Genomic DNA, 23404 nt, shown 5'->3' with positions numbered 1-23404 from the left:
GGGCACGGGGCCGTGCGGCGCGACATGATCGGGACGACCGGTCTCATACGACAGGAGACATTCGTGCCTCATTCCATCGACGAAGCCTTCACGGCGCTGCCGCTGCGGGCGCTCGCCGACGCGGCGCTCGCGCGGGCCAGGGCGCTCGGCGCCGAGCACGCCGACTTCCGTTTCGAGCGGGTGCGCAGCGCCTCGTGGCGGCTGCGGGACGCCAAGCCGGCCGGATCGTCGGACACCACCGACCTCGGGTACGCGGTGCGGGTGGTGCACGGCGGGGCGTGGGGGTTCGCCTCCGGGGTGGACCTGTCCATGGACGCGGCCGCCAAGGTGGCCTCGCAGGCCGTGGCCATGGCGCAACTGTCCGCGCAGGTGATCGCGGCGGCCGGGTCGGAAGAGCGCGTCGAGCTCGCCGACGAGCCGGTGCACGCGGACCGGACGTGGGTGTCGTCGTACGAGATCGATCCCTTCACCGTGCCGGACGCCGAGAAGAGCGGGCTGCTGGCGGAGTGGAGCGCGCGGCTGCTGCGCGCCGACGGGGTGGCGCACGTGGACGCGTCGCTGCTGACGGTCCACGAGAACAAGTTCTACGCGGACACGGCCGGGACCGTCACCACGCAGCAGCGCGTACGGCTGCACCCGCAGCTCACGGCGGTCGCGGTGGACGGGACGACGGGCGAGTTCGACTCGATGCGGACGATCGCGCCGCCGGCCGGGCGCGGCTGGGAGTACCTGACGGGCACCGGCTGGGACTGGGACGCGGAGCTGGAGCAGATCCCGGAGCTGCTGGCCGAGAAGATGCGGGCGCCGAGCGTGGAGGCGGGGACGTACGACCTGGTCGTCGACCCGTCGAACCTGTGGCTGACGATCCACGAGTCGATCGGGCACGCGACGGAGCTGGACCGGGCGCTGGGTTACGAGGCGGCGTACGCGGGGACGTCGTTCGCCACCTTCGACCAGCTCGGCAAACTGGTGTACGGCTCGCCGATCATGAACGTGACCGGTGACCGGACGGCCGAGCACGGGCTGGCCACGATCGGGTACGACGACGAGGGCGTCGAGGCGCAGAGCTGGGACCTGGTCAAGGACGGCATGCTGGTCGGCTACCAGCTCGACCGGCGGATCGCGAAGCTGACGGGCCTGGGCCGGTCCAACGGCTGCGCGTACGCGGACTCGCCGGGGCACGTGCCGGTGCAGCGCATGGCGAACGTGTCGTTGCAGCCGGACCCGGGCGGACTGTCGACGGAGGACCTGATCGGCGGGGTGGAGCGCGGCATCTACGTGGTCGGCGACCGGTCGTGGTCGATCGACATGCAGCGGTACAACTTCCAGTTCACCGGTCAGCGGTTCTTCCGGATCGAGAACGGGCGGCTCGCCGGTCAGCTCCGCGACGTCGCGTACCAGGCGACGACGACGGACTTCTGGGGCTCCATGGAGAAGGTCGGCGGCCCGCAGACATACGTCCTGGGCGGCGCCTTCAACTGCGGCAAGGCCCAGCCGGGCCAGGTCGCGGCGGTCTCGCACGGCTGCCCCTCGGCCCTGTTCCGGGGCGTGAACATCCTTAACACCGCGCAGGAGGGTGGCCGATGAGCCCCGTAGCTAAGCCGTACGAGATCGTCGAGCGGGCCCTTGAGCTGTCCCGCGCGGACGGGTGCGTCGTCATCGCGGACGAGGAGTCGTCCGCCAACCTGCGCTGGGCCGGGAACGCCCTCACGACCAACGGCGTGACCCGGGGCCGGACCCTGACCGTGATCGCCACCGTCGACGGGGCGGAGGGCACCGCGTCCGGCGTGGTGTCCCGGTCGGCGGTCACCGCCGAGGAGCTGGAGCCGCTCGTACGGGCGGCCGAGGCCGCCGCACGGGGCGCCGGACCGGCCGAGGACGCCCAGCCGCTGGTGACCGGGGGCGAGGCGTCGCCCGACTTCACGGACGCGCCCGCCGAGACCTCGTCGGCGGTGTTCGCGGACTTCGCGCCCGCGCTGGGCGAGGCGTTCGCCCGGGCCCGTGCGGGCGGCCGGGAGCTGTACGGGTTCGCCAACCACGAGCTGACGTCCACGTACCTGGGCACGTCGACGGGGCTGCGGCTGCGGCACGACCAGCCGTCCGGGACGCTGGAGCTGAACGCCAAGTCGCCGGACCGGACGCGCTCGGCGTGGACCGGCCGCTCGACGCGGGACTTCAAGGACGTCGACCCGACCGCGCTGGACGCGGAGCTGGCGCAGCGCCTGGGCTGGGCGGAGCGCAAGATCGAGCTGCCCGCCGGGCGGTACGAGACGCTGCTGCCGCCCACGGCCGTGGCGGACCTGCTGATCTACCAGCTCTGGTCGTCGGCCGCCCGGGACGCGGCGGAGGGCCGCACCGTCTTCTCCAAGCCGGGCGGCGGCACCCGGATCGGCGAGACGCTGTCCCCGCTGCCGCTCACCTTGCGCAGCGACCCGAACGAGCCGGGCCTGGAGTCGGCGCCCTTCGTGATCGCGCACTCGTCGGGCGACGACTCGTCGGTGTTCGACAACGGGCTCCCGCTGGCGCCGACCGACTGGGTGCGTGAGGGCCGGCTGGAGCGCCTGATCACCACGCGGCACAGCGCCGGGCTCACTCGGTTGCCCGTGACGCCCGGGATCGGCAACCTGGTCCTGGACGGCGGTGGCGAGCGGTCGCTGGAGGACATGGTCGCCGCCACGGAGCGCGGGCTGCTGCTGACGTGCCTGTGGTACATCCGCGAGGTCGACCCGGCGACGCTGCTGCTGACCGGGCTGACCAGGGACGGTGTGTACCTGGTCGAGAACGGCGAGGTCGTCGGCGAGGTGAACAACTTCCGGTTCAACGAGTCGCCGGTGGACCTGCTGTCGCGGGCCACGGAGGCGGGCCGGACGGAACGGACGCTGCCGCGCGAGTGGAGCGACTACTTCACCCGGGCCGCCATGCCGCCGCTGCGGGTGCCGGATTTCAACATGAGTTCGGTCAGCCAGGGCGTGTGACCCCCATAGACTGGCGTTCACGTCGCTGTTCGCATCGCCGCACCGTTGCACAGCGCATCAATGGAATCGTTCAAGGAGACACGACACCGTGACGGACATCGTCGACGAGCTGAAGTGGCGCGGGCTGTTCGCCCAGTCCACCGACGAGGACGCTCTGCGCAAGGCTCTCGCGGACGGTCCGATCACGTTCTATTGCGGCTTCGACCCGACCGCGGCCAGCCTGCACGTCGGGCACCTGGTGCAGGTGCTCACCGTCCGCCGGCTCCAGCAGGCCGGGCACCGGCCGCTGGCGCTGGTGGGCGGGGCGACGGGTCAGATCGGTGACCCGCGCCCGACCGCGGAGCGCACCCTGAACGACCCGGAGACCGTCGCGCAGTGGGTGACGCGGCTGCGCTCGCAGATCGAGCCGTTCCTGTCCTTCGAGGGCGAGAACGCCGCGGTCATGGTCAACAACCTGGACTGGACCGCGGGCATGACCGCGATCGAGTTCCTGCGGGACATCGGCAAGCACTTCCGGGTCAACAAGATGCTCACCAAGGACTCGGTCGCCCGGCGGCTGGAGTCCCAGGAGGGCATCAGCTACACCGAGTTCAGCTACCAACTGCTCCAGGGCATGGACTTCCTGGAGCTGTACCGGCGCTACGGCTGTGTGCTCCAGCAGGGCGGCAGCGACCAGTGGGGCAACCTCACGGCGGGCCTGGACCTGATCCACAAGCTGGAGCCGCACGCCCATGTGCACGCGCTGGCCACCCCGCTGATGACCAAGTCGGACGGCACCAAGTTCGGCAAGACCGAGGGCGGGGCGGTCTGGCTGGACCCGGAGATGACCACGCCGTACGCGTTCTACCAGTTCTGGCTGAACGTGGACGACCGGGACATCTCGACGTACATGCGCATCCTCAGCTTCAAGAGCCGTGAGGAGCTGGAGGAGCTGGAGAAGGTCACCGAGGAGCGCCCGCAGGCCCGCACGGCCCAGCGCGCGCTGGCGGAGGAGCTGACGACGCTGGTGCACGGCGCCGAGCAGTGCGCCGCGGTGATCGCCGCCTCGAAGGCGCTGTTCGGGCAGGGCGAGCTGGCGGAGCTGGACGAGGCGACGCTGGCCGCCGCCCTCGCGGAGCTGCCGCACGCCCGGGTCTCCGAGCCCGGCCCGGTGGCGGACCTCTTCGCGGAGGTCGGCCTGGCGCCGAGCAAGTCGGCGGCGCGCCGCACGATCAAGGAGGGCGGCGCGTACGTGAACAACGCCAAGGTCACCGCCGAGGACGCCGTGGTGTCCACCGACGAGCTGCTGCACGGGCGCTGGCTGGTGCTGCGGCGCGGCAAGAAGAACCTGGCGGCGATCGAGGTCGCCGCGGGCTGACGGGCCCGCCGGACGCGACGAGGCGGCGTCCCGGGTGTGTGGAGCACCCGGGACGCCGCCTCTCGTCGTGTACGCCGGCTCGTGGCGTACACGACGAGAGGCACGCGGCCCGTCGTGGGCGCGGCCGGTCGTGTGCGCCGGCCCGTCGTGTGCGCCGCCCCGTCGTGGGCGCCGGCTCGTGGCGTACGCGGCCGGTCGTGTGCGCCGCCCCGTCGAGGGCGCCGGCTCGTGGCGTACGTCGCCGCCGACGTCGGGCCCGACGTCAGGCGCGTTGTCTGTTGCCGCGCATCGACATGTAGAGCATGTCGCCGAGGCCGACGATGACGACCGCCGCCACGACCTGGAGGGCGTGCCGGCCCCAGTCGATGCCGGGGGTCGCCTCGATGCCGAAGGCCCGGGCGAGGGCGTTACCGACGATGCCGCCGATGATGCCGAAGATGGTGGCCAGCCACAGCGGACTGTGCTGCTTGCCCGGCAGGATCGCCTTGGCCAGCAGGCCCAGCACGAATCCGACGATAATCGCCCACAACCAGCCCATGGCTGCCTCCTCGGTACGGATTGACGTGAGCAGTCCCGACAAGTCTCGGTCCACTCGGCGTACGGCGCATGTCGGACGGCTCCGTACGTGCGACGGCCCGGCGCGACCGCGCAGGTGAGGGGTACCCGGTCTCGTACGCGGCGGAGGGCGGGCGTACCGTGGAAGCAGGCCGGTCCGGGGAGCGATCCGGCGCTGACGTCGGGTGGTGGAATGTGATGCGGAAGCATGGGAGCGACGAGGTCTTCCGGATCACCGGGGCCCGTCAGGGGCTCGCGGACGACGTGCGGGCCCGGCAGCGGCGCTATGTCATCTCGATGTCGGTACGGACGGTCGCGGTGATCGCGGCCGCGTCGCTGTGGAACGTGGAACGGCACGTGGCGATCGTGGCCCTGGTCCTGGGCGCGGTACTGCCGTACATCGCGGTGGTGATCGCCAACGCGGGCCGGGAGACGGCGCCTTCGCCGCCGCAGACGTTCGTGGCGACGCCGGTGATCGAGCGTCCCATGCTGACGCCGGGGCGTCCGGCGGAGGAACCCGGGGCGCGGGCGCACGCGGAACCCGCCGCGGAACCGGCTGCGGAATCGGTGGCGGACGACCGCCGGGACGACCGAACCCCCCGGCAGGAACGCCAGTACGAGCAGAGCTGAGCCGTCACCGGTCTGCAAAGCTCAAGAAAAGCTCAGATCAATCATGTGGTTTCAGTGCACTCCACCCCGGTCCCCGTGACATACTTCGTAGGCGCTCCGCATCCCCCGTCGGAGCGACGGACCGACGCCGGGCAGCTCCCCCCGTGGCTGCCCGGCGTCGCCTTTGTGTCGGGCTAGTTCGGGCTTTTCTTTGGACGTGTTGTGAGCGACGAGACCACCACCCCGATCTGTTCCGCCAAGGGCTGCCGCACCGCGGCGGTGTGGGTGCTGGCGTGGAACAACCCGAAGCTGCACACGCCGGAGCGCCGCAAGACCTGGCTGGCCTGTGACGACCACCGCGAGCACCTCTCCCAATTCCTGGGCGTGCGGGGCTTCCTGAAGGACGTGGTCACGCTCGCCGAGTGGGAGTCCCGCTCGTCCGAGGGGTGACCGGCCGGGCCAACCGCCGGGCCGGACCTAGCGCCGGGCCGGGCCGGGTCAGCCGCCGATCGCCGACATCGGGCGGTCGGGCTGGAGGAAGCTCGGGTCGTCGAGTCCGGAGCCGGCCTTCTTCCCCCACATCGCGAGCCGCCATATGCGGGCGATCTCCTCGTCCGGCGCGTCCGAGCGCAGCGCTGCCCTGAGGTCCGTCTCCTCCTGGGCGAACAGGCACGTGCGCACCTGGCCGTCGGCCGTGAGCCTGGTCCGGTCGCAGGCGCGGCAGAAGGGCCGGGTGACGGAGGCGATGACGCCCACCCGGTGCGGTCCGCCGTCGACGATCCAGCGCTCGGCGGGCGCGGAGCCGCGGGCCTCGTCGGGCTCGGGGTCGAGCGTGAACCGCGTACGCAGCGACTCCAGGATGTCACCGGCGGTGATCATTCCGTCACGCTTCCAGCCGTGCTGGGCGTCCAGCGGCATCTGCTCGATGAAGCGCAGCTCGTAGTCGTTCTCGACGGCCCAGGCCAGCAGGTCGGGCGCCTCGTCGTCGTTGAGCCCCGGCATCAGGACGGAATTGACCTTGACGGGGGTGAGCCCGGCGTCGCGGGCGGCCTGAAGGCCCTCCAGGACGTCCTTGTGGCGGTCGCGGCGCGTCAGGGTCTTGAAGACGTCGGGGCGCAGGGTGTCGAGCGAGACATTGACCCGGTCCAGACCGGCGGCCTTGAGGGCGGTCGCGGTGCGCTTGAGGCCGATGCCGTTGGTGGTCAGCGACATCTTGGGGCGGGGCTCCAGGGCGGCGCAGCGCTCGACGATCCCCACCAGCCCGGGGCGCAGGAGCGGCTCACCGCCGGTGAAGCGGACCTCGGTGACGCCGAGCGTCGTGACGGCGATGTCTATCAGGCGGACGATCTCGTCGTCCGTGAGCAGATCGGGCTTGGCCAGCCACTGGAGGCCCTCTTCGGGCATGCAGTACGTGCACCGCAGGTTGCAGCGGTCGGTGAGCGAGACGCGCAGGTCAGTGGCCACGCGGCCGTAGGTGTCGATGAGCACTGTGGGCGCCTCCCCCGGTTATCAGGTTCCGTCTACCAAGGAGCCTACGTGAGACCTCTGACAACAACACGGGCCATTGTCCACAGCAGCGGAGCGGCCGCGTCGTAGGGATCTACGACGATCCCCACGGCGCGGCCGCGTACGGTGGCACAGGGTGTGCGGGTCAGTGCGCTGCGACACCGGTGAGGGACTTGACCTCCAGTTCCGCGTACTTGCCCTTGTCCGGCTCCTCCTTCGACAGCAGGGAGCCGAGCCAGCCGAGCAGGAAGCCCAGCGGGATGGAGATCAGGCCGGGGTTCTCCAGCGGGAACCAGGCGAAGTCGGCCTCCGGGAACATCGAGCTGGGCTTGCCGGAGACGACCGGCGAGAACAGCACGAGCGCCACGGAGGCGGTCAGGCCGCCGTAGATGGACCACAGGGCGCCCTGGGTGGTGAACCGCTTCCAGAACAGGCTGTAGAGGATCGTCGGCAGGTTGGCGGAGGCCGCCACCGCGAAGGCCAGGGCGACCAGGCCGGCGACGTTGAGGTCGCGGGCCAGCGCGCCGAGGGCGATGGAGACGATGCCGATGAAGACGGTGGCCCAGCGGGCGGCGCGCACCTCCTCCTTCTCGGTGGCCTTCCCCTTGCGGATGACGTTGGCGTAGATGTCGTGCGCGAAGGACGACGACGAGGCGAGGGTGAGGCCGGCGACGACGGCGAGGATGGTGGCGAAGGCGACCGCGGAGATCACGGCGAGCAGGATCGCGCCGCCCGCGGAGTCGCCACCGCCGCCGATCTCCAGGGCGGCCAGCGGGGCCGCCGTGTTGCCCGCCTTGTTGGAGGCGATGATGTCGCCGGGCTTGAGCAGGGCGGCGGCACCGAAGCCGAGCACGATGGTCATCAGGTAGAAGGCGCCGATGATGCCGATGGCCCAGTTGACCGACTTACGGGCGGCCTTGGCCGTGGGCACCGTGTAGAAGCGGATCAGGATGTGCGGCAGGCCGGCGGTGCCAAGCACCAGCGCGATGCCGAGCGAGATGAAGTCCAGCTTCGAGGTCCCGGTGGCGCCGTACTTGAGGCCCGGTTCGAGGAAGGCCCCGCCCTTGCCGCTGTTGGAGGCGGCGGTGCCGAGCAGGTCGGAGAGGTTGAAGTTGAACTTCAGCAGGATCAAGAAGGTGATGAGCAGGGTGCCCGCGATGAGCAGGACGGCCTTGACCATCTGCACCCAGGTGGTGCCCTTCATGCCGCCGATGGTCACGTACACGATCATCAGGATGCCGACGAGGGCGACGATCGCGATCTTGCCGCCGTCGGAGGTGATGCCGAGCAGCAGCGAGACGAGGACGCCCGCGCCCGCCATCTGGGCGAGCAGGTAGAAGATCGAGACGACGATGGTGGAGGTGCCGGCGGCGGTGCGCACGGGACGCTGGCGCATCCGGTAGGCGAGGACGTCGCCCATGGTGTACCGGCCGGAGTTGCGCAGCGGCTCGGCGACCAGGAGCAGGGCGACCAGCCAGGCGACCAGGAATCCGATGGAGTAGAGGAACCCGTCATAACCGAAGAGGGCGATGGCGCCCGCGATGCCGAGGAACGACGCGGCGGACATGTAGTCGCCGGAGATGGCGAGGCCGTTCTGGAAGCCGGTGAACTGGCGGCCGCCGGCGTAGAAGTCGGAGGCGTTCTTGGTCTGGCGGCCGGCCCAGACGGTGATGAAGAGGGTCGCGACGACGAAGGCCGCGAAGAGGGTGATGATCAGCGGCCGGTGCTCCGAGGCGTCGGACGCGGCCGCCAGCAGGACGGTACCGGTGGTGGTGTTCATGCGTCGGCCTCCATGCGTGACTTGATGGCCTCCGCCTTGGGGTCGAGCTTCTCCGCGGCGTGCCGGGAGTAGAACCAGGCGATGAGGAAGGTGGTCAGGAACTGGCCGAGGCCGAGGACCAGTGCCACGTTGATGTTGCCGAACACCTTGGTGCCCATGAAGCCGCCCGCGTAGTTGGACAGCAGGACGTACAGCAGGTACCAGGCGATGAAGGCGATGGTCAGGGGGAAGGCGAAGGAGCGGTACGTGCGGCGCAGTTCGCTGAATTCCGCACTCTCCTGCACCTCGACGAACGACTCCGTCGTGGGCTGGGCGGGACTGGTGTCCGTACCGCCCTCGGGCGGCGGTGCATCGGTAACCACGGAAACTCCTCGCGACGCGGGTGCGCTGGGCATGGACAAGGACCTCAGGGTCGGGGGCTGGTTCTTCGCTCGTACTCCTCCCCTGTCAACGGCACGGAAGCCACGGCGACGCGGTTCACCTGCGGCGTTTTCTTCCTCCAATCTCCCTTCCAGTCATTCGATCCCTCCAAGTCATTGATGGGCCGGGATGATCGGCGATAGCTTCGCTCGTCATGTACCCGCCCATGCGCACCCGGTGTGTGGGCGGACGTTCACGGATGATGTGGAGAACCCATGGCTCATCTGGGATCCGGACGCGGCCGCATACTCGCGCTGCCCGCCGGTCTGGCCCTCACGGCCTCGCTCGGTCTGCTGCCGGTCGGCGCGGCCTCGGCGGCCCCGCTGGAGGGGGCCCCGGCCGCGGCCCCTGCCGTCGCGACGAACGGCCCGAAGCTTTCGTACGTCGTGAATGTGACGGGTGGTCACTCCACCGTGAAGGCGGTGAAGAAGGCGATATCCGAGGCCGGTGGCACCGTGGTGATCGCGTATGACCAGATCGGTGTCATCGTCGTCCACTCGCAGAACCCCGACTTCGCCAAGACCATCCGCGAGGTGCGGGGCGTGAAGTCGGCGGGCGCCACGAGGACCACGCCGCTGGCCGCCCAGTCCACCACCGACATCGGGGCCGAGCAGCCCCTGTCCGCCAAGGAGGCGCGGGCGGCCGCCGACCGGGCGACCGACGACCAGGACCCGTTCGAGCCCCTCCAGTGGGACCTGCCTGCCATCAAGGCCGACAAGGCCCACCAGAAGTCCCTGGGCAGCAAGAAGGTCACCGTCGCCGTGCTGGACACCGGTGTCGACGACACCCACCCGGACCTGGCGCCCAACTTCGACCGCGCCGCCTCCGCGAACTGCGTGACCGGCGCGCCCGACACCACCGAGGGCTCCTGGCGCCCGGGCCCCACGGAGAGCGACCACGGCACGCACGTGGCCGGCACGATCGCCGCCGCGAAGAACGGCGTCGGCATCACCGGTGTCGCCCCGGGCGTGAAGGTCTCCGGCATCAAGGTGTCCAACCCCGACGGCTTCTTCTACACCGAGTCGGTGGTCTGCGGCTTCATCTGGGCCGCCGAGCACGGCGTCGAGGTGACGAACAACAGCTACTACGTCGACCCGTGGCTGTACACGTGCAAGAACGACGCCGACCAGGGCGCCCTGGTGGAGGCGTTGCAGCGGGCCACCCGGTACGCGGAGCGCAAGGGCGCGGTCAATGTCGCCGCGGCGGGCAACTCCCGTACGGACCTGGCGTCGGACGAGGTGGTCGACAAGACCAGCCCGAACGACACCACGCCGGTCGAGCGGGTCGTCGACCCGAGCGAGTGCCCGGACGTCCCGACCATGCTCGACGGTGTGGTCACCGTCTCCGCGACGGGCGCGAAGGGCCTGAAGGCCTCGTACTCGAACTACGGCGACGGGGTGGTGGACATCGCCGCCCCGGGCGGTGACCGGACGGCGTACCAGCCGCCGGAGGCGCCGGCCACCAGCGGGCTGATCCTGTCGACGCTGCCGGGCGGCAAGTACGGCTACAAGGGCGGTACGTCGATGGCGTCGCCGCACGTGGCCGGTGTGGCCGCGCTGATCAAGTCGACGCGCCCGTACGCCTCGCCCGCCGAGGTGAAGGCGCTGCTGTACACGCAGGCCGACGACATGGCGTGCACCAACCCCTACGACATCGACGGCGACGGCAAGGTCGACGCGGTGTGCGAGGGCGGCAAGCGCGACAACGGCTTCTACGGGACGGGCATGACCGACGCCCTGGACGCGGTGCGCTGGTAGCGGCACAGGTTGCTCACTGAGCCCCGGGCGCGGTGTGGGGTGCCGCGCGCGGGGCTCTGCCGTGTAATGCGGGCGCCGGGGTTCCCGTATATGGCACTGAGTGCCATAGTTCCGGTATGGACACTGAACTTCCTGCGGGAATGTCCCGAGCTTGGGCGGCACTCGGTGCCGACCCGGCGCTCTTGGAGCGGGTCTCCTACGGCGGCCCCTCGGACGGCCTGCCCGCGCGGGTGCCCGTGATGGAGCTGGCCCGCGCGACCGTCGCGGTGTGCGCGCTCGCGGCCGCCGAGCTCACCGCCGTACGCACCGGGGGCCGGGTGCCGCGCGTGCGGGTCGACGACGGGGCGGTCGCCACCGCGTTCCTCAGCGACCGGCTGGTCAGGGTGGACGGGCGGGCGTGGACGACGTTCGCACCGCTGTCGCGGTTCTGGCGGGCGGCCGACGGATGGGTGCGTACGCACGCCAACTACCCGCACCACCGGGCCCGGCTGCTCGCCGCGCTCGGTCTGCCGGACGACGCCGGGGCCTCAGGGCCCTCCGGGGCCTCCGCCGTCGACGCGGTCGCCGAGGCGATCGCCGGGCGCCGCGCCGTGGACGTGGAGGACACGGTGTACGCGGCGGGCGGCCTCGCCGTCGCGGTGCGCGGCACGGAGGAATGGGCGGCGCACGAGCAGGGCGCCCTGGTGGCGCGGCAGCCGCTGCTGACGCTGGAGCGGATCGGGGCGGCGGGGGCGGGGGCGGGGCCCATGCGCGCGTGGAGCCGGATTTCCGGTACGCCGCCGCTGCCCTGCGCCGGGCTTCGGGTGCTGGACCTGACGCGGGTGCTGGCCGGCCCGGTCGCCACGCGGACGCTGGCGCTGCTCGGCGCGGACGTCCTGCGGATCGACGCGCCGCACCTGCCGGAGAGCCAGGAGGCCCACAACGACACCGGCATGGGCAAGCGGTCGACGGCCCTGGACCTCGGGCGCGGCACGGACCGCCAGGTGTTCGAGGAACTGCTCGCCGGCGCCGACGTGGTGGTGACCGGCTACCGGCCGGGCGCGCTGGACCGGTTCGGGCTCTCCCCCGAGGCGCTGGCCGAGCGCCGCCCCGGCCTGGTCGTGGCCCAGCTCTCGGCGTGGGGCCGGTACGGGCCCTGGCACGAGCGGCGCGGCTTCGACAGCCTGGTCCAGGCGGCGACGGGCATCGCCCTGCTGGAGGGCTCCGATGAGGAGCCGGGCGCGCTGCCCGCGCAGGCCCTGGACCACGGCACCGGATACCTGCTGGCCGCCGCCGTGCTGCGGGCGCTGACCGAGCGGCACGGCGGGGCCGGCGGCGGGACGTGGCTCGCCCGGCTGGCCCTGACCCAGACCGCGCACTGGCTGGTGCACGACCTCGCCGAGGTCCCGGAGCGGGGCCGGGAGCGCGAGGGCGGCTACGCCCCGGACCGCTGGACGACCGAGACGGACAGCCCGATGGGCCGGCTCCGGCACGCCCTGCCCCCGGTCACCTACGACGGAGGTCCGGCGAACTGGGCGCGCCCGCCGGGCCTGTGGGGCACGGACCGCGCGGAGTGGCTCCGGGCCTGAGCCTCACACGCCCGCCGCGCCCAGCAGCGACCCGGCCCCGTACGTCACGGCCATCGCGAGCGCTCCGCCGCCCACGTTGCGCAGGATGGCCGGGCGGACCGGGGCGTCGCCGAGGCGGGCGCTGGACCAGCCGGTGAGGGTGAGGGCCGCGAGGACGGACAGGACCGTGACGGCGAGGCGGACGGACGGGGGCGGCAGGACGATGGCGAGGAGCGGGAGCAGGGCGCCGATCGTGAAGGCGAGGAAACTGGCGGCCGCCGCGTGCCACGGGTTGGTCAGTTCGTCGGGGTCGATACCCAGCTCCACGCGCGCGTGGGCGCGCAGGGCGTCGCGTTCCGAGAGTTGTTCGGCGGCCTCGCGGGCGACGTCTCGGGTCAGGCCGCGGGCTTCCAGGAGGTCGGTGAGTTCGTCGAGTTCCGCCTCCGGCCGTTCGCGCAGCTCCCGCTTCTCCTGGGCGAGGGCGGCCTTCTCGGAGTCGCGCTGGGTGGAGACGGAGACGTACTCGCCGGCCGCCATGGACATGGAGCCGGCCAGCAGGCCCGCGAGGCCCGCCGTGAGGAGCGTGGCGCGGTCGTCGGTGGCGCCGGCGACGCCGACGACGAGGCCCGCGGTGGAGACGACGCCGTCGTTGGCGCCGAGGACGGCGGCACGCAGCCAGTTGAGGCGTGTGCCGAGCGCGCCGCCGTGTTCCTCTTCATGGGGAGCGTCAGTCACCACGGGAGGGTCTCATCGTCCGGTTCACCAGACCCGTACCGACCCGCCCGGGGCGAACGCCGGGCTGGTGGCGTCCGGCGGGGACTCGGCCAGCGGTTCGGCGATCTCGGCGACCGTGGGGCCGTGGACGGCCGCGATCGGGTCGAGGAGCGCGAGGTCGAAGCCGTACACGCGGGCCGCGTTGCCGCCGGCCATGGCGGCGACCTCGTCGCGCGGCAGGCCCGCGTACGCGATGCGTAGCCCTTCGCGGGAGTACGGGGCCGTGCCCTCGTCGTGCGGGTAGTCGCTGCCCCACATGATCTTGTCGAGGCCGATCCGGTGCCGCAGCGGCACCTCGTGCGGGCGCATGAAGCTCGCGCCGACGAAGCAGTTGTCCCGCCACACCTCGCTCGGCCCCTTGCCCATGGCGGCCGCCAGCCCGGCGCCGAACTTGGACTCGGCCGAGGAGGAGGCCGCGACCAGGCGGGCGTGGTAGTAGTCCAGCATCTCCAGGACGCCGGGGATCCAGCCGGAACCCTGTTCGGTGAGGACGAGCCTCAGCCCCGGGTGGCGCCTGAACGCCCCGCCGAAGACCAGGTGCCACAGGGCGCGGTGCGAGAACCAGGTCGTCTCCACCATGAAGACCGCCCGCGCGGCCGGTTCGTCGCCGAGCGGCGGGGACGCCGAGCCGCCGTGGTGGTTGACGGGCACGTCGAGCTCCTCGCACACGGCCCAGACCGGGTCGTACGCCCGCGAGTACAGCTCGGGGACGCCCGAGCCCGGCGGGGCGCCCGGGAGCAGGATGCCGCCGGTCAGGCCCGCCTCCTTGGTGCGGCGCACCTCGCGGGCCGCCTCCTCCGGGTCGTTCAGCAGGATCTGGGCGACGCCCGCCCGCCGCCCGGGGGCCAGCGAGCAGAAGTCGGCGAGCCACCGGTTGTGGGCGCGCAGGCCCGCCCAGCGCTGCTCGTACTCCTCGCGGGTCGGCGCGGGCGCCATCAGGGACGCGGACGGGAAGAAGGGCGGGATGGTGTTGGGGAAGACGACCTCGGCGACGATGCCGTCCGCCTCCAGTTCGGCGAGGCGCCGCTCGGAGTTCCAGTTGCGGTCGGCGGTGTCGGCGAGGAGGTCCTCGTAGGGGTTGACGTAGGTGGCCGCCCAGGCGTCGAAGTCGTCGTGGTGCTTCTTCTCCAGGTACGGCTTGTAGTCGAGGAGGTCGGCGCCGGCGTGGCAGTCGGCGGAGATGACCGTGTACCGGTCACTCATGGGCCACCCCCAGGGCCGGGAAGTCGTGGTCGGTCAGCCAGTGGCGGCCGACCTCCCGCGAGCGCGCCCAGGACGCCTCCACGGCCGCCTGGTCGTCGCTCTGGCCCAGGTCGGCCGGGGTGGGGCCGATCCGGCGGGCGAGGGGTCGGAGGGCCGCCACGTCGAAGCCGAAGACCTCCGCCGCCGCGAGGCCCAGCATGCGCCGGGTCTCGGCGACCGGGATGTCGTGGAACGTTTTCCGCAGCCACGCGCGCGTGTCGGGCCAGGTGCCCTCGGGGTGGGGGAAGTCGCTGCCCCACAGGATGTTGTCGACGCCGATCTCGTACCGCTGGGCCAGTTCCCGCCGCTTGGTGTTGGTGGCGCAGATGAAGACCTGGCGGTCGAGGTACTCGCTGGGCGGGCGCTTCAGTTCGGCGAAGGGTGAGAGCTTCTTGCCGCCGTGGGCGCCGAGGTAGAGCCGGTCCATGAACCACAGCAGGTTCGGCAGCCACCAGCAGCCCGACTCGGCGACGCCGAACCGCAGCCCGGGGTGGCGTTCGAAGACGCCCGACCAGAGCAGGAACCACAGGGGCCGGGCCGGCCACCAGGTGATCTCGCTGACGTAGATGCCGAGGTGGTCGCCGTACTCGTGGCGCGGGGCCGCGCCCGAGTGGGTGACCACGGGCATGCCGGTCTCGGCGGCGGCGGCCCACACCGGGTCGTAACGGCGGTCGTGGTAGGGCGCCTTGTCGACCCACATGGCGGGGATCATCAGCGCGCCGAGCCCGGACTCCTTGGCCCGGTGGATCTCGGCGACGACGCGGTCCACCTCGCCCGTGACGGGCAGCAGGGCCACGCCGCGGTGCCGCTCGGGGTTCTCGGAGACGAACTCGGCCAGCCAGCGGTTGTGCGCCTGGGCGCCCGCCATGCCCAGCTCGGGGTCCTGGTCGCCGGACAGGCCGAGGCCCACGCCGAAGGGGGCGGCGGTCCGGCTGTCGACGGCGTCCGCGTCGGGGAAGACGACCTCGGCGGCCACCCCGTCGCCGTCGAGCTCCTTGAGCCGCTGGGCGGGCTCCCAGCCGCCCCTGAGCCCCTCCTCGTGGTCGGTGAACCACTTGTCCGCGAACGCCTCGTTGCGTACGCCGAGGCGGGTCATCTCGGCGCGGCGGGCGTCCCGCCCGGCGAGGAAGTCGTCGAAGGCGCGGTGGAAGCGGGAGTCCAGGTAGGGCCGGTACCGCTCGGTCGGCAATCCGGCGTGGCAGTCGGAGGAGATGATCAGATACGGATCGTTCGCGTCGGTCATGGGGCACACCCCTCAGTCGAGTACGAAGCTCTCCAGGTACGCCGGGTCGGCGCGGTCGAGCATGGACCGGGCCCTCGCCCTGATCTGCCGGTCGCTGTGCTCGCTCGGCGGCAGCATCCAGAAGCGGTCCGCCCTGATGCCCTCCACCACGTGCTCGGCGACCTCCTCGACCGGTGTGAAGGCGACCTCGTGGCCGGCCTCCTTCATGGCGGCCTCCCACTGGTCGAGGCTGCGGTAGGGGGTCTTGCGGGGGCGTTGCTTGGCGTACCGGCCGGGCCGGTTGCGGTGCGACTCCCACAGGCCGGTGCGGAGCATGTGGGGGCCGGGGAAGAGCACGGACGCGCCCACGCGCGCGTGCTCCGCCTTGAGGTGGGCGTACAGGGACTCGGTCATGGTGACGACGGCCGCCTTGGTGACGGCGTACACGGAGGCGGTGGGCAGCGGGGCGATGCCGCCGTCCCCGGAGGACGTGTTGACGACATGGCCGGGCTCACCGGACGCGATCATGTGCGGGACGAAGGCCTGGATGCCGTGGAAGACGCCCCAGACGTTGACGGAGAAGGCCCACTTCCAGTCGTTGGGGTTGTGTTCCCACATCCGGCCTTCGGCGCCGGAGCCGACGCCCGCGTTGTTGCACAGCACGTGGACGGCGCCGAAGGTGTCGTACACCGCGTCGGCCAGGGACAGCACGGCCGCGCGGTCGCCGACGTCGACGGTGCGGGCGAGGACTTCCGCGCCCTCCTCGCTCAGTTGCCGGAACGCCCGCTCCAGGGCGGCCTCCTCCACGTCGGCGAGGACGACCTTCAGCCCCTCGGCGGCGAAGCGGCGGGCCATCGCGAGCCCGATGCCGCTCGCGGCGCCCGTGACGACGGCGACCTGGCCCGCCGCCAGCCTCACCGTCCGCCCCCTCGAGGCGGCGGGGCGTCGAGGACCTGCTGCGGATCGTCGTAGCGCTGGTGGATGTACGGGAGGAGGGCCTGGGCGCTGACCCGCTCCACCACCCGGCCGCGCTGGTCGGTGGTCTTCTCCCCGATCGTGATCTCGACGAGGCGGCGTACGCTCAGGTCGGCGACCGGGTCGTACATCGACTCGCGCAGCACCACGTCTCCGGTGACCCGCTCCAGCGTGCGCACCTTCTCCCGGCGTACGCAGTGCACCAGGACGGGGTCGGTGTCGAGTCCCGAGCCGTCCACGGCGGGCAGGAACTTGAAGTAGAAGTCGACTTTCTCGACCGGCTCGGCGGGCAGCGGGAGCGGGCCGTCCACGGCGCCGCGCACCTCGACGAAGGCGATGCCGTGCCGGGCCAGGACCGCCCGTACCACCGGACCGTCCCGCTCGACGGTCACCTCACCCAGCTTCTTCGGCTCCCCGAACACCTCCCGGCCTCCGGTCAGCGCCCGCTCGTGGGTCATCGGCATGACGAGCGGGTACCAGCCGTCCTGGTCGTCGTGGGTGGCGGCGACCGCCACGGACCCGGCCCCCAGGGGGTACCCGGGCAGGTCGACCTTGCTGACGGCGGCCCGCACGAGCGGGCGCGGGGCGGGCTTGAGCGGGGGCGGCAGCACGGCCGCGACCACGTCGGGGTCGGTCTCCCACACGGCGACCACGCCGGTGGACCAGATGTCGGGGAGCCGTGTGCTCGCGGCCCGGGCCGCGGCGATCTCCTGCTCGGTGCGGGCGCCGTACCGTACGCGTGCCATGGCGTACCACCCTTCGTCGGCGGGTGAGGAGCGGGTCTGTAACACTGTTACACCGCCGGCGATGAAGTGGGAACAGTCGTGCGCGTACGTACGGGGGGTCGAGCACCGATGCGGAAGCCGTCACTGACCCGCGCGGAGGTCCTGGACGCCGCCGCCCGCCTGGTGAAGCGGGACGGCCCGGCGGCCCTCACCATGCGCAAACTCGCCGCCGAGCTGGGCACGGCCGTCACATCGATCTACTGGCACGTCGGCAACCGCGAGTCGCTCCTGGACGCCCTCGCCGCCCGCACGGTGGCCGACCTGGGCGCGATCACGCCCCGGGGCACCACGCCGGCCGCGCGGATCGTCTCGGTGGCCCGCACGCTGCGCCGTGAGCTGCTGGACCGCCCGCACCTGGTGGCGATGGTCCACGAACGCGGCCTGACGGAGCGGATGTTCCTGCCCGCGCAACGCGTCCTGGTCCACGAGGTCCACGCGGCGGGCCTGCGCGGCGCCCGCGCGGCCGAGGTGGTGCGGGCGGTGCAGTTCCACGTCGTCGGGTACGTCCTGGTGGAGCGCAACCGCGAGCGGGCACCGGCGCAGTCGCCGGGCGAGCAGGAGCTGTGGGACGCGGAGACCGCCGAGCACGACCAGGCCCTGGCCCGCGCGCTTGCCCGCCCGGTGGACCCCGAGAGGCTGTTCACGGCCTCCGTACGGGCCCTGGTGGACGGCCTGTTGGGCGCAGGGCAGGGCAGGCCCCCGTCCCCGTGACGCCCCGGTCTCCGAGGGCTCGTCACCCTGGAGGCCGGATCGGGCAGCCCGCCGCCGGCCCCGCGCACCCGGGAGGCGTGCACCCCGGCTCCCGGAGGCCGTGCGCCCCGGCATCCGGAGGCCCGGGCGCCTTCGCGGCGGTGCGCGGGCACGATCGGGACGGGACGGCCGGGCGCCCGGCGAGCGGCGCCGGTGGCCGCGCGACGGGACGGCCGGGCGCCCGGCGAGCGGCGCCGGTGGCCGCGCGGGCCCGGCTCGTCGTTCGCGCCCCGCCGACCGGCCCAACTGCCGTGCGGCGCACCCCCTTACGGGCGCGGGGCGTCAACACGGCGTACCGGCGGGGCATGCCCGGCGGCGGCGTTGTCAGTGGCGGCCTCTATTCTCAGTGACCATGCTCGACGACCGTACGACAGCAGCACCGTGGCCGACCGCCTACCCGACACAGGGGTACGCGGTCGTCGACGTGGAGACCACCGGCCTCGCCCGCGACGACCGGATAGTGTCCGCTGCCGTCTACCGGCTGGACGCGCAGGGCGATGTGGAGGACCACTGGTACACGCTGGTCAATCCGGAGCGCGACCCCGGCCCGGTGTGGATCCACGGTCTGACGAGCGACGTGCTGGAGGGGGCGCCGCTCTTCGCGGACATCGCGGCGGAGTTCTCCGCCCGGCTCGACGGCCGGGTGCTGGTGGCGCACAACGCCATGTTCGACTGGTCGATGATCGCCCGCGAGTACGCACGGGCGGAGCGGACCGCGCCGGTGCGGCAACGGCTGTGCACCATCGCGCTCTCCAAGGAGCTGGGGCTGCCGCTGTCCAACTTCAAGCTGGAGACGCTGGCCGCGCACTTCGGCGTCGTGCAGCGGCGCGCGCACAACGCGCTGGACGACGCGCGCGTGCTGGCCGAGGCGTTCCGCCCGAGCCTGCACGCGGCGGCCGAGCGGGGCGTACGGCTGCCGCTGCTGGAGTGCCGTCCGCTCACGGAATGGGCGTCCGCGCCGCTGGGCCGCATCGGGCAGCAGGCGTCGTACCGCTCGGGCGGCTGGCGGCCGTCCCGCAAGCGGCCGGCCTGCCCGTACCCGAACCCCGGGCGGTACGAAGCGGACAAACCACTCAAGCAGGGCATGCGGGTGGCGTTTTCGGGCGATACGTCCATCGACCGCGAGCTGCTGGAGGACCGCGCCGTCGAGGCGGGCCTCCATGTGGCGACGAGCGTCTCGCGACTGACCAGCCTGCTCGTCACCAACGACCCGGACGCCGCCACCTCCAAGACCGTCAAGGCCAAGTCCTTCGGCACGCCGATCGTCGACGAGGCGGCGTTCACCCAGTTGCTGCGTGACGTGGCCCCGGCAGGCGACCAGGCAGACGGGTGACCGCCGGGCGTTTCGCCGCCCCCTGCGGGGCGCCGGACCGCACCCTGTGGCGCATGGCACGTTGTGAGGTCTGCGGAAACGATTACGGCATGTCCTTCGAGGTGCACGCGCAAGGCGCCGTGCACGTCTTCGACTGCTTCGCCTGCGCCATTCACCGCATGGCGCCCATCTGCGAGCACTGCCGGGTCCAGATCATCGGTCAGGGCGTCGAGGCCGATGGCCAGTGGTTCTGCGGGGCGCACTGCGCCCGCGCGGAGAAGGGCCAGGTGGGCATCGTCGACAAAGTGTGACAAGGGCCGGGACGGGAGCCGGAAGGGACCCCCCATCGGGGTCCCAAACCGGAACAGGTACGGTCGAAGCCGTGTACCGCTTCCTGTTGTCCCGGCAGTGGGTGATCCTCACCCTCATCGCCCTCGTCCTCATCCCCGTGATGATCGAGCTGGGCTTCTGGCAGTTCCACCGGCATGAGCACCGGGTCGCGCAGAACCGACTGATCGAGGACAACCTGAAGGCCAAGCCCGTCCCCGTGACGGAGCTCACCTCCCCCGGCCACACCGTCCCCCGCTCCGACTACTGGCGCCGCGTCACCGCCACCGGCACCTTCGACACGGCCCACGAGGTCGTCGTACGCCGCCGGACCAACGCCGACGACAAGGTCGGTGTCCTCGTCCTGACCCCCCTGGTCCTCACCGACGGCCGTACCGTCCTGGTCAACCGGGGCTGGGTACCGGCCGCCGCCGACCAGATGTCCTTCCCCGACGTGCCGCCCGCGCCGAAGGGCACGGTGACCGTCACCGGCCGGCTCAAGGCCGACGAGACGACCGGCGCCAGCGGCATCAAGGACCTCAGCGGCCTGCCGCCCCGCCAGGTGATGCTGATCAACAGCGAGCAGCAGGCCGAGCGCCTCGGCCGCGAGGTCCTCGGCGGCTACCTGGAGCAGACCGAGCCGCGGCCCGCCGGGGACACCCCCGAGCTGATCCCCGATCCGGACCACGACTCCATCGGCGCCCACATGGCGTACGCCGTGCAGTGGTGGCTGTTCGCCGCCGGTGTGCCGGTCGGCTGGGTGGTGCTGGTACGCCGCGAGAAGCGCGACCGCGCGTCGGCGGCCGCCGGCGCGGCGGCCGCCGGTGGAACGCCCGGCGAGGCGGAACCGGCCGCGAACCCCGCCGCGTAGAGCGCCCTACGGCCACCCGCGGCGCACGCCGTACGCTCTTGCTTAGCCGTCCGTCGCCGCGGGAACACGCCAGAGCGTGACACAACGCATCGAGGACTACGCGCTCATCGGCGATCTCCAGACCGCTGCCCTGGTGGGCAGGGACGGTTCGATCGACTGGCTGTGCCTGCCGAGGTTCGACTCGGCGGCCTGTTTCGCCGCGCTGCTCGGTGACGAGGACAACGGCCACTGGCGGCTCGCCCCCAAGGACGCGCGGCGCTGCACCCGGCGCCGTTACGTCGGCGACTCGCTCGTCCTGGAGTCCGTCTGGGAGACCCGCACCGGCACGGTCAAGGTGCTGGACTTCATGCCGCAGCGCGACGAGGCCCCCGATGTCGTACGCATCGTGGAGGGTGTCACCGGCACGGTCGAGATGGCGGCGGTGCTGCGGCTCCGCTTCGACCACGGCCACATCGTGCCGTGGGTGCGCCGGACGGACGGCCACCGGGTGGCGATCGCGGGCCCCGACTCCATATGGCTGCGCAGCGAGCCGGAGGTGAAGACGTGGGGTCAGCAGTTCAGCACCCGCTCGTCGTTCACGGTCGGCGCGGGCGAGAAGGTGGCGTTCGTGCTGACCTGGCACCCCTCGCACCGGCCCCGGCCCCCGCTGATCGACCCCCACGAGGCACTGGAGCACACGCTGGAGGACTGGAAGTCGTGGGCGGCGCAGTGCAGCTACGAAGGGCCGTACCGCGAGGCCGTGCTGCGGTCGCTGATCACCCTCAAGGCGCTGACGTACGCCCCGACGGGCGGTATCGTCGCCGCGCCCACGACGTCGCTGCCCGAGGACATCGGCGGCGTACGCAACTGGGACTACCGCTACTGCTGGCTGCGGGACTCGACGCTCACGCTCGGCGCGCTGCTGTCGGCCGGGTACCTGGACGAGGCGGCGGCGTGGCGGGACTGGCTGCTGCGGGCGGTGGCCGGTGACCCGGCGGACCTCCAGATCATGTACGGGCTCGCGGGCGAGCGCCGGCTGCCGGAGACGGAGCTGCCGTGGCTGCGCGGGTACGCCGGGTCGGCGCCGGTGCGCATCGGCAACGCCGCCGTGCGGCAGTTGCAGCTCGATGTGTACGGGGAGGTCATCGACTCCCTGTACCTGGCGCGCGAGGCGGGGCTGGCCGCGCAGTCGCACGCGTGGAACCTCCAGCTCAGCCTGCTGGGGTTCCTGGAGTCGACGTGGCGGCAGCCCGACGAGGGGCTGTGGGAAGTGCGCGGGCCGCGCCGCCACTTCACGCACTCCAAGGTGATGGCGTGGGTCGCCGCCGACCGCGCGGTGCGCACGCTGGAGGAGGACCCGTCGCTGCGCGGCGACGCGAACCGGTGGCGGGCGATGCGCGACGAGGTGCACCAGGAGGTGTGCGAGAGGGCGTACGACCCGGAGCGGAACACCTTCACGCAGTCGTACGGCTCGCGGGAACTGGACGCGGCGACGCTGCTGATCCCCCGGGTGGGGTTCCTGCCGCCGGACGATCCGCGGGTGATCGGGACGGTGGACGCGGTGCGCGCGGAGCTGAGCCACGAGGGGCTCATCCGGCGGTACAGCACCGAGGGCGTGCCGGTCGACGGGCTGCCGGGCGACGAAGGGACGTTCCTGGTCTGCTCGTTCTGGATGGCGGACGCGCTGCGCATGACGGGCCGGACGAAGGAGGCGCGGGAGCTGTTCGAGCGGTTGCTGTCGCTCCGCAACGACGTGGGGCTGCTGGCCGAGGAGTACGACGCGGCGGCGCGGCGGCAGCTCGGCAACTTCCCGCAGGCGTTCAGCCACATCGGCCTCGTGGGGACGGCCCTCGCGCTGGCGCGGGAGGAGGCCGACGCAGCAGGATAGGGCCATGGATCTTGGACTGAAGGACCGTGTGTACGTCGTGACCGGCGCGTCCCGGGGACTGGGCAACGCCTCGGCGCGGGCCCTGGTGGCGGACGGCGCGAAGGTCGTCGTCTCCTCGCGCGACGAGAAGGCGGTGGCCGAGGCCGCGGCCGAGCTGGGCGCCGGTGCGGTGGGCGTCGCGGCGGACAACGCCGACCCGGCGGCCGCCGACCGGCTGATCGGCGCCGCCCGGTCCCACTTCGGGCGCTTCGACGGCATCCTCATCAGCGTGGGCGGCCCGGCTCCGGGCTGGGCGGCGGACAACACGGACGAGCAGTGGCAGGCGGCGTTCGACGCGGTGTTCCTGGGCGCGGTACGGATGGCCCGGGCGGCGGCGACCGCGCTGCCGGAGGGCGGGGTGATCGGGTTCGTCCTGTCCGGTTCGGTGCACGAGCCGATCCCGGGGCTCACCATCTCCAACGGCCTGCGCCCGGGCCTCGCGGGGTTCGCCAAGTCGCTCGCCAACGACCTGGGCCCGAGCGGCATCCGCGTGATCGGCCTGCTCCCCGGCCGCATCGACACGGACCGCGTCCGCGAGCTCGACGCCCTGTCCGGCGACGCCTCCGCGGCCCGCGCGGCCTCCGAGTCCCGCATCCCGCTCCGCCGCTACGGCACCCCGGAAGAGTTCGGCAAGACCGCGGCGTTCCTCCTCTCCCCGGCGGCCTCCTACCTCACGGGCGTCATGCTCCCCATCGACGGCGGCGCCCGCCGCGGCTTCTGACGGGGAAGGGGCT

At 72.3% G+C, this 23404-nt stretch carries 22 protein-coding genes; 13 read left to right on the top strand and 9 right to left on the bottom strand.

Translation table 11 applies throughout. The features are described 5' to 3' along the window. Nucleotides 1-63 precede the first annotated feature (63 nt). The 3 genes from ACZ46W_RS15100 (at nucleotide 64) to tyrS (ending at nucleotide 4332) form a co-directional block, all read left to right on the top strand. Nucleotides 64-1587 carry a TldD/PmbA family protein gene (locus tag ACZ46W_RS15100; RefSeq protein ID WP_468336853.1) on the top strand — a complete coding sequence of 508 codons (1524 nt, stop codon included), beginning with the start codon at nucleotides 64-66 and terminating at the stop codon, nucleotides 1585-1587. Then, the gene (locus tag ACZ46W_RS15095; RefSeq protein WP_468336850.1) at nucleotides 1584-2975 is read left to right on the top strand and encodes a metallopeptidase TldD-related protein; all 1392 of its coding nucleotides are present in this window, start codon (nucleotides 1584-1586) and stop codon (nucleotides 2973-2975) included. The genes ACZ46W_RS15100 and ACZ46W_RS15095 overlap by 4 nt, the downstream gene beginning before the upstream one ends. An 88-nt stretch (nucleotides 2976-3063) precedes the next feature. After that, on the top strand, nucleotides 3064-4332 hold the full coding sequence (tyrS, locus tag ACZ46W_RS15090; protein WP_468336847.1) for a tyrosine--tRNA ligase: 1269 nt from the start codon (nucleotides 3064-3066) through the stop codon (nucleotides 4330-4332). Nucleotides 4333-4594: 262 nt separating this feature from the next. Here the strand turns inward: tyrS and ACZ46W_RS15085 are convergent, their stop codons facing one another. Continuing rightward, a complete protein-coding gene (locus ACZ46W_RS15085; RefSeq protein WP_084901306.1) occupies nucleotides 4595-4870 on the bottom strand; it encodes a GlsB/YeaQ/YmgE family stress response membrane protein in 276 nt (91 codons plus the stop codon). Nucleotides 4871-5085: 215 nt separating this feature from the next. Between ACZ46W_RS15085 and ACZ46W_RS15080 the strand changes: the two genes are divergently transcribed. Further along, complete coding sequence (locus tag ACZ46W_RS15080) at nucleotides 5086-5517, top strand: DUF3099 domain-containing protein (RefSeq protein ID WP_468336844.1); 432 nt, start codon at nucleotides 5086-5088, stop codon at nucleotides 5515-5517. A gap of 201 nt (nucleotides 5518-5718) precedes the next feature. Next, the gene (locus tag ACZ46W_RS15075; RefSeq protein WP_468336841.1) at nucleotides 5719-5946 is read left to right on the top strand and encodes a hypothetical protein; all 228 of its coding nucleotides are present in this window, start codon (nucleotides 5719-5721) and stop codon (nucleotides 5944-5946) included. 48 nt (nucleotides 5947-5994) lie between these two features. Here the strand turns inward: ACZ46W_RS15075 and moaA are convergent, their stop codons facing one another. The 3 genes from moaA to ACZ46W_RS15060 form a co-directional block, all read right to left on the bottom strand. Further along, nucleotides 5995-6984, bottom strand: a complete 990-nt coding sequence (gene moaA / locus ACZ46W_RS15070; protein WP_468336838.1) for a GTP 3',8-cyclase MoaA — start codon at nucleotides 6982-6984, stop codon at nucleotides 5995-5997. 163 nt (nucleotides 6985-7147) lie between these two features. Next, nucleotides 7148-8782: a solute symporter family protein gene (locus ACZ46W_RS15065; RefSeq protein WP_468336835.1), complete on the bottom strand. Its 1635-nt coding sequence runs from the start codon at nucleotides 8780-8782 to the stop codon at nucleotides 7148-7150. Next, complete coding sequence (locus ACZ46W_RS15060; protein ID WP_468336832.1) at nucleotides 8779-9144, bottom strand: DUF485 domain-containing protein; 366 nt, start codon at nucleotides 9142-9144, stop codon at nucleotides 8779-8781. The genes ACZ46W_RS15065 and ACZ46W_RS15060 overlap by 4 nt, the downstream gene beginning before the upstream one ends. 273 nt (nucleotides 9145-9417) lie before the next feature. On the opposite strand from ACZ46W_RS15060, the gene ACZ46W_RS15055 reads away from it, so the two are divergent. Continuing rightward, nucleotides 9418-10959, top strand: a complete 1542-nt coding sequence (locus ACZ46W_RS15055) for a S8 family peptidase (protein WP_468336830.1) — start codon at nucleotides 9418-9420, stop codon at nucleotides 10957-10959. 140 nt (nucleotides 10960-11099) lie between these two features. After that, nucleotides 11100-12527, top strand: a complete 1428-nt coding sequence (locus ACZ46W_RS15050) for a CoA transferase (protein WP_468336827.1) — start codon at nucleotides 11100-11102, stop codon at nucleotides 12525-12527. Nucleotides 12528-12530: 3 nt separating this feature from the next. Here ACZ46W_RS15050 and ACZ46W_RS15045 read toward each other — a convergent pair whose 3' ends face one another. Genes ACZ46W_RS15045 through ACZ46W_RS15025 form a run of 5 tightly spaced genes read right to left on the bottom strand, consistent with a single transcriptional unit; the run spans nucleotide 12531 to nucleotide 17465 of the window. Then, on the bottom strand, nucleotides 12531-13241 hold the full coding sequence (locus tag ACZ46W_RS15045; RefSeq protein ID WP_468336824.1) for a VIT1/CCC1 transporter family protein: 711 nt from the start codon (nucleotides 13239-13241) through the stop codon (nucleotides 12531-12533). A 24-nt stretch (nucleotides 13242-13265) separates the two neighbouring features. Then, entirely contained in the window at nucleotides 13266-14483 is a 1218-nt protein-coding gene (locus tag ACZ46W_RS15040) for an amidohydrolase family protein (RefSeq protein WP_468336821.1), read from the bottom strand. Continuing rightward, complete coding sequence (locus ACZ46W_RS15035) at nucleotides 14476-15765, bottom strand: amidohydrolase family protein (RefSeq protein WP_468336818.1); 1290 nt, start codon at nucleotides 15763-15765, stop codon at nucleotides 14476-14478. Before ACZ46W_RS15035 ends, ACZ46W_RS15040 begins: the two co-directional genes overlap by 8 nt. Nucleotides 15766-15777: 12 nt before the next feature. Next, the gene (locus ACZ46W_RS15030) at nucleotides 15778-16662 is read right to left on the bottom strand and encodes an SDR family NAD(P)-dependent oxidoreductase (protein WP_468336815.1); all 885 of its coding nucleotides are present in this window, start codon (nucleotides 16660-16662) and stop codon (nucleotides 15778-15780) included. Next, nucleotides 16659-17465, bottom strand: coding sequence for an acetoacetate decarboxylase family protein (locus ACZ46W_RS15025; RefSeq protein ID WP_468336812.1), 807 nt, complete (start codon nucleotides 17463-17465; stop codon nucleotides 16659-16661). The genes ACZ46W_RS15030 and ACZ46W_RS15025 overlap by 4 nt, the downstream gene beginning before the upstream one ends. A gap of 108 nt (nucleotides 17466-17573) precedes the next feature. On the opposite strand from ACZ46W_RS15025, the gene ACZ46W_RS15020 reads away from it, so the two are divergent. The 6 genes from ACZ46W_RS15020 to ACZ46W_RS14995 all read left to right on the top strand — a co-directional run bounded on the left by ACZ46W_RS15020 (nucleotide 17574) and on the right by ACZ46W_RS14995 (nucleotide 23391). Next, the gene (locus tag ACZ46W_RS15020; RefSeq protein ID WP_468336809.1) at nucleotides 17574-18215 is read left to right on the top strand and encodes a TetR/AcrR family transcriptional regulator; all 642 of its coding nucleotides are present in this window, start codon (nucleotides 17574-17576) and stop codon (nucleotides 18213-18215) included. Nucleotides 18216-18600: 385 nt separating this feature from the next. Then, a complete protein-coding gene (locus ACZ46W_RS15015) occupies nucleotides 18601-19587 on the top strand; it encodes a DEDDh family exonuclease (protein WP_468336806.1) in 987 nt (328 codons plus the stop codon). Between the two features lie 53 nt (nucleotides 19588-19640). Then, nucleotides 19641-19877, top strand: coding sequence for a hypothetical protein (locus ACZ46W_RS15010; RefSeq protein ID WP_064071372.1), 237 nt, complete (start codon nucleotides 19641-19643; stop codon nucleotides 19875-19877). A gap of 71 nt (nucleotides 19878-19948) precedes the next feature. Beyond that, a complete protein-coding gene (locus ACZ46W_RS15005; protein WP_468336803.1) occupies nucleotides 19949-20764 on the top strand; it encodes an SURF1 family cytochrome oxidase biogenesis protein in 816 nt (271 codons plus the stop codon). A gap of 76 nt (nucleotides 20765-20840) precedes the next feature. Next, on the top strand, nucleotides 20841-22631 hold the full coding sequence (locus tag ACZ46W_RS15000) for a glycoside hydrolase family 15 protein (RefSeq protein WP_468336800.1): 1791 nt from the start codon (nucleotides 20841-20843) through the stop codon (nucleotides 22629-22631). 4 nt (nucleotides 22632-22635) lie between these two features. Beyond that, complete coding sequence (locus tag ACZ46W_RS14995; RefSeq protein ID WP_468336797.1) at nucleotides 22636-23391, top strand: SDR family oxidoreductase; 756 nt, start codon at nucleotides 22636-22638, stop codon at nucleotides 23389-23391. The last annotated feature ends 13 nt before the right edge of the window (nucleotides 23392-23404 follow it).

Source organism: Streptomyces sp. NPDC031064 (assembly GCF_055570965.1).
This window is presented reverse-complemented; position numbering and strand designations above follow the sequence as displayed.

Coding starts and splice junctions, on each gene's coding strand:
- ACZ46W_RS15095 (WP_468336850.1), top strand. CDS start 1,584: ATGAGCCCCGTAGCTAAGCCGTACGAGATCGTCGAGCGGGCCCTTGAG.
- ACZ46W_RS15085 (WP_084901306.1), bottom strand. CDS start 4,870: ATGGGCTGGTTGTGGGCGATTATCGTCGGATTCGTGCTGGGCCTGCTG.
- ACZ46W_RS15080 (WP_468336844.1), top strand. CDS start 5,086: ATGCGGAAGCATGGGAGCGACGAGGTCTTCCGGATCACCGGGGCCCGT.
- ACZ46W_RS15065 (WP_468336835.1), bottom strand. CDS start 8,782: ATGAACACCACCACCGGTACCGTCCTGCTGGCGGCCGCGTCCGACGCC.
- ACZ46W_RS15055 (WP_468336830.1), top strand. CDS start 9,418: ATGGCTCATCTGGGATCCGGACGCGGCCGCATACTCGCGCTGCCCGCC.
- ACZ46W_RS15050 (WP_468336827.1), top strand. CDS start 11,100: ATGTCCCGAGCTTGGGCGGCACTCGGTGCCGACCCGGCGCTCTTGGAG.
- ACZ46W_RS15040 (WP_468336821.1), bottom strand. CDS start 14,483: ATGAGTGACCGGTACACGGTCATCTCCGCCGACTGCCACGCCGGCGCC.
- ACZ46W_RS15035 (WP_468336818.1), bottom strand. CDS start 15,765: ATGACCGACGCGAACGATCCGTATCTGATCATCTCCTCCGACTGCCAC.
- ACZ46W_RS15025 (WP_468336812.1), bottom strand. CDS start 17,465: ATGGCACGCGTACGGTACGGCGCCCGCACCGAGCAGGAGATCGCCGCG.
- ACZ46W_RS15020 (WP_468336809.1), top strand. CDS start 17,574: ATGCGGAAGCCGTCACTGACCCGCGCGGAGGTCCTGGACGCCGCCGCC.
- ACZ46W_RS15010 (WP_064071372.1), top strand. CDS start 19,641: ATGGCACGTTGTGAGGTCTGCGGAAACGATTACGGCATGTCCTTCGAG.
- ACZ46W_RS14995 (WP_468336797.1), top strand. CDS start 22,636: ATGGATCTTGGACTGAAGGACCGTGTGTACGTCGTGACCGGCGCGTCC.